Genomic DNA, 4,155 nt, shown 5'->3' with positions numbered 1-4,155 from the left:
CCATTTTCCCTACAGACGAAGCCCTGCTCAAAATGCTCTACCTGGCAACCATGGATGTGTTACGAAAGTGGACGGGGAGAGTTCAGAACTGGGGCCAAATTCTGTTACAACTGTCCGTTCAGTTTCCAGAGCGAGTTCAACCATATCTCCGCTGAGCCTAACGGCTATTGGAGTTTACACAAAATCATTGACAGACCCCCAGAAGTTAGTCCTTTTTTAAACTGTTAATTTGTTATGAGTTGTGGATTGAACAATTTAATTTAAGATCATTATTTGTTCAATCATGAATAACTAGTCTAGAACTTTATTATTCTGGACTATGGTCTGCGTTATTGTTTTACTAAGGAACAGTCTAATACTTATTTTTCCAAGGAGGCCGTTTTTCAACACTATATTTCCTGTCAAATCAACAATTTGAGTCAAAAACAGACATGTTGTGCTGTTGTAAAAAAACTCGGAAAAAGCTAAAAAACTTGGAAAGCAACCTCTAAGTTGTCCCGATGAACCATCTTCATTCATCGGGACAATTCTTTTAATCGGAGACAGAAATGACTTCCTTAGTGATCGAATCAGATTGATTCCAATCGTTTAAACCAAACAGAATTTTCGGGTATGCTTGATACCTACCAAGGCCTCTTTTTTGCGAACTTGAACAGGACAAATCCCATCGCTTTGATATCGGTGGTTGTTGCCGTGACTATTTCAAGCTTGATCTATAAACGCGTAAAAGCACCGTTTCTTGAACATTCCCAGGCGGCTAAAATACGGCCGCTCTTTATACTTTTTTTAGAATTGATTTAGAGGCGTTTTAGACCTGGTGGTTATGATGAAATACAGAAAGCTTTGGCAGCGTTTGCGTGGAGGTGGAAGTAACAAAGGAAATAAAGCAGCCCGAAGCTTTCGAATATTTCACGTTGGAGGAAAATCATGAGAAAAAAATGGTGGACGGTGGGAGTCGGTTTCGGAATCGGCGCGGTGATGCTTTTTGTTAGCGGTTTTTCCGCGATGGCGAACACAGCCGGATATGATACTTACAAAGCGGCGCTGAAAAATACCAAAGCGGTAACGAGCCTGACAGCGAATGCAGACTTGACAGTCACCGATAACGGGACGAAGGTGCTGGCAGGCACTGCGAACATCAAATTGGATAAAGAGCGGAATGCCGGGAGCATGGCTGCAACTTTCGGTGACGGTTCTCAGACGCATTCCCTGCATGTGTTTCGACAAGACGGGAAAGTCATTTTCAAAAGAGGCGATGACGATGTTTATCGCGTGATGGAGCAAGAGGCTCCGAAATGGCAGCATGAAGGCGTTGGGCCGAACCCGCCAAAAGCGGTGGAGCAAGCATTCGATGCGTTGATGGGCAATATGCGGGAACTTGCGACGGTGGAAAGTGAATCGGACGGAGGCAAGCAGGCAGCGCTACATCTTTCCAGAAGCCAGATTCCCGCGGTTGTGAATGCGCTGGCAACGTTGGCCGTTTCCAAGGCTGCCGATTGCGATGGGTGGGAACATGCGGATATGAACGTGAACCTTCCGAAACTGACGGACAATATTCAAGTTGAGAACATCAATTTGGACGCCAACATCAACCCGGATAACCTGCTTGAAGAGCAAACGGCGGTCATCAACATTACCGGTACGGATGACGCCGGTAAAAATCATGTTCTCGCCATCCGGCTTCACGTCGATTTCTCCGGATTTAACAAAACGATCCCGGATCGGATCGACTTAACGGGAAAACAAACCCTGGCCATTCAGCATGATGGGCCGAAGCGCGGCTGGCATCATTAAGTGGCAAGGCGGCGGGACAGCCATGCTGTCCCCCCATAAACGAACCCATCAGGAAAGGAGGGATTGGACGATGAGCATATTGGAAGTGAAAGAAGTTACCAAGCTGTATAAAAACGGCCGCGGAGTCCGGAATGTCAGTTTTGACATATCAAAGGGAGATATTTTCGGGTTGATCGGTCCCAATGGCGCAGGCAAAACCACGCTGTTAAAACTCATCATGGGATTAATTCGGCCGGATCAGGGAAGCATCCGCATATTCGGACATTGTGTATCGGAGCGTTTCGAACAGGCCATGGAGATCGTGGGTTGTATCATTGAAACGGCGGATGCCTATGATTATATGAGTGCGTACGATAACCTGAAGCTGTCCGCCCGTTTTTATCCCGATCTTCCGAAGACCAGAATCGACCAGTCACTCGAACAGGTCGGTCTTGCCCCATACAAGCGGGAACGGGTGGGAGGCTTTTCGCTCGGGATGAAGCAGCGGCTGGCGCTGGCCTCTGCCTTGCTGTCCAATCCGCAGCTGGTCATTCTGGATGAACCGACCAATGGTCTCGATATGGAAGGCATGGTTGATGTCCGAAACACAATTCAACAGCTGGCTCTTGAACAGGGAATAACCTTCCTGATTTCCAGCCATTTGATCCACGACTTGAGTATGATCGCAAACCGCATCGGGATCATGCATAACGGCAGCCTCATCCGTCTTGGGAAAGTGAATGAATGGTTAACGGAAGAGATGACGCTCGAGCAGTATGTGATTTCGCAAATTCAAGCTCTGAAGGAAGAGGAGGATTATGGATCGTTTATACGCCAATACGCTGAATGAAATGGAAAAACTGTGGAAACGCCGAAGAACGAAAGGATTTTTGCTGCTCACCCTCCTCGTTCCGATCATTTCCGCCATATTGCTCGCCTTCTTGCAAAATCATACAGGTGTTTTCGGAGGGCTCGGAAGCAACCTGCCCATGCTGATGCTCAGCTTGTTCACGTTCGCCTTGCTTCCGCTGTTTCTGTTTATGACCGCCGTGGATTCTTTTTCCGGCGAAGTGGCGGCTCGCACGCTGAAGCTCGTTCTCGTTCGCCCCATCTCGCGAACAAAAGTGTTCGCCTCGAAAGTGTTGGCCATCGCCGTCTATCTTGCCGTTCATCTCGGTGTGCTCTGGATTGCTTCTGCTGTTTCGGGATGGATGGTGCCGGGAGGAGAAATGGCCGGGGGTGTGCTGGATAGCGTAAAGGCCTATGCAGCTTCTTTTGTGCCGATGATGGCGATCGGATTGATTGTGGTGTTCATCGCACAGTGCTTCAGCAGCACCACGGGTGCGATGGCGACGGCCATCTTCATCTATGCTGCAGCCAAGCTATTCCCGTTCGTTTTCCCGCAGTTTGCCGTGTGGTCCGTCTTTTCTTATACGAACTGGTATGTGCTTTGGGTTGGAAACGGGATGTCGATGAATACCCTGCTCAATACGTCCGTTCTGCTTCTTTCATATTGTATAATCGTTTATACGGCAGGGTGGCTGTTATTCGACAGAAAACAATTGTGACGAACCGATGATCCGTTCGTGTTAAGGAGAATTGCCCATGTCCATCAAGATGAGGCTGCTGCTTTCCTATATCGCCATGACCTTCATTCCCGTCGTCCTGTTCGCCCTGATCGCCGCAGCGCTGGCTTCCGTATTTTTTCAAGATGCGGCGGGAACCGGGAAAGGAATGCCGGTGCCATGGGAAACGGCCAACCAGCGAAATGAACTGATTGCCGGCGTCAAGTTTATGGCACGAACAGATCCCGATCGGTTCACCGACAGCGGGTTTTTGAAAAACACGGACGAACAGTTGAACCATGTGCAGGCGGGGCTCGTTGTCATTCGGAATGATCGGGTGACCTTCGCTTCGCCTGTTGTGGACAGCCCCGATCTTTATCACCGGCTCAAGGAATTGCGGACAGAGCCTGACCAACCTCACTGGGGCAACAGATTGGACGGCCGTTTTGCGGTGGAAAAGGTGGATATCACGTTCAGCGATCACCGTCCCGGCACGGTGTATGTGCTCTCCGATTTGAACCTGTTCTTCCAAAACGCCAGAATGGTTTTCCCGTTGATGGTGCTGACCCTGCTTGTTGTGATCGGGTTAACCAACGGGATTTTGACCTATTTGGTTTCCCGCAGCATCATCAAACCTTTGTATGCGTTGAAACACGCCGCCTTGCAAATCAAAGAGGGAAATCTGGATCATCCGTATTATGAGGTCAATCAGAGTAACATCTGATTGACCTTTTTTCATGAGTAAAGGTGTAGAATGGCGGTAGCCGGGGGAAACGAATCTGGGTTTGAGACGTTGATCTCGCTGTCTGAAGTGTTT

4 protein-coding genes and 1 pseudogene are annotated in these 4,155 nt (G+C 48.8%); all 5 read left to right on the top strand.

Annotated features, from left to right (window positions below):
• Window positions 1-155: pseudogene (locus G3578_RS21080) on the top strand (IS256 family transposase); the annotation flags it as partial.
• A gap of 772 nt (window positions 156-927) precedes the next feature.
• Window positions 928-1,794 (top strand): hypothetical protein, encoded by an 867-nt coding sequence (locus G3578_RS20555; protein WP_165215678.1) that lies wholly within the window; start codon window positions 928-930, stop codon window positions 1,792-1,794.
• A 70-nt stretch (window positions 1,795-1,864) separates the two neighbouring features.
• Window positions 1,865-2,623: an ABC transporter ATP-binding protein gene (locus G3578_RS20550; protein WP_165215677.1), complete on the top strand. Its 759-nt coding sequence runs from the start codon at window positions 1,865-1,867 to the stop codon at window positions 2,621-2,623.
• Window position 2,624: 1 nt separating this feature from the next.
• On the top strand, window positions 2,625-3,341 hold the full coding sequence (locus G3578_RS20545) for an ABC transporter permease (protein WP_165215676.1): 717 nt from the start codon (window positions 2,625-2,627) through the stop codon (window positions 3,339-3,341).
• A gap of 37 nt (window positions 3,342-3,378) precedes the next feature.
• Window positions 3,379-4,062, top strand: a complete 684-nt coding sequence (locus tag G3578_RS20540) for a HAMP domain-containing protein (protein WP_165215675.1) — start codon at window positions 3,379-3,381, stop codon at window positions 4,060-4,062.
• Window positions 4,063-4,155 lie beyond the last annotated feature (93 nt).

This window comes from Brevibacillus sp. SYP-B805 (genome assembly GCF_011059135.1).
Classification (GTDB): Bacteria; Bacillota; Bacilli; order Brevibacillales; family Brevibacillaceae; genus Brevibacillus_F.
This window is presented reverse-complemented; position numbering and strand designations above follow the sequence as displayed.

Coding starts and splice junctions, on each gene's coding strand:
- G3578_RS20540 (WP_165215675.1), top strand. CDS start 3,379: ATGTCCATCAAGATGAGGCTGCTGCTTTCCTATATCGCCATGACCTTC.
- G3578_RS20550 (WP_165215677.1), top strand. CDS start 1,865: ATGAGCATATTGGAAGTGAAAGAAGTTACCAAGCTGTATAAAAACGGC.
- G3578_RS20555 (WP_165215678.1), top strand. CDS start 928: ATGAGAAAAAAATGGTGGACGGTGGGAGTCGGTTTCGGAATCGGCGCG.
- G3578_RS20545 (WP_165215676.1), top strand. CDS start 2,625: ATGGAAAAACTGTGGAAACGCCGAAGAACGAAAGGATTTTTGCTGCTC.